This is a genomic window from Streptomyces sp. NPDC004788 (assembly GCF_053601115.1).
Map to the genome: position 1 here is coordinate 1 of NZ_JBSGBF010000104.1, position 348 is coordinate 348.

The 348-nt window shown below is 68.1% G+C and carries 1 protein-coding gene; it reads right to left on the reverse strand.

Annotation, left to right across the window (positions count from 1 at the left end):
• A partial coding sequence (locus ACWEJX_RS31760) for a helix-turn-helix domain-containing protein (protein ID WP_451610872.1) occupies positions 1-206 on the reverse strand: 206 nt, incomplete at its 3' end.
• Between the last annotated feature and the right edge of the window lie 142 nt (positions 207-348).

Consider the following 348-nt stretch of genomic DNA (forward strand, 5'->3'; position numbering starts at 1 on the left):
GGCGCGGACGAGTGGGCCAGCCTCGCGGCCGGCGCGGCCGCCGACACGGGCACGCCGGTGAACTCCTCCAGGTCCGCCCGCGTGATCCGGTACTGCCGGCCGACGCGGGTCGCCCGGAGCCGCCCGTCGCGCACGTACCCGCGCACGGTCTTCACGTGCAGACCGAGCAGGTCCGCGACCTGCTCGACCGTGTAGAGCTCCTGCACCGGACTCCTCACCCCACCTTCCCTTTCATCACCCAACGTAACACAGAAAAGGGAGCGATAGGGAAGCTTAAGGAGTGCGAGAGGACTTCATGGAAGTTCAGGGAGTCCTGGAGTCGGGACCTCACCAATGCGGTCGCCGACC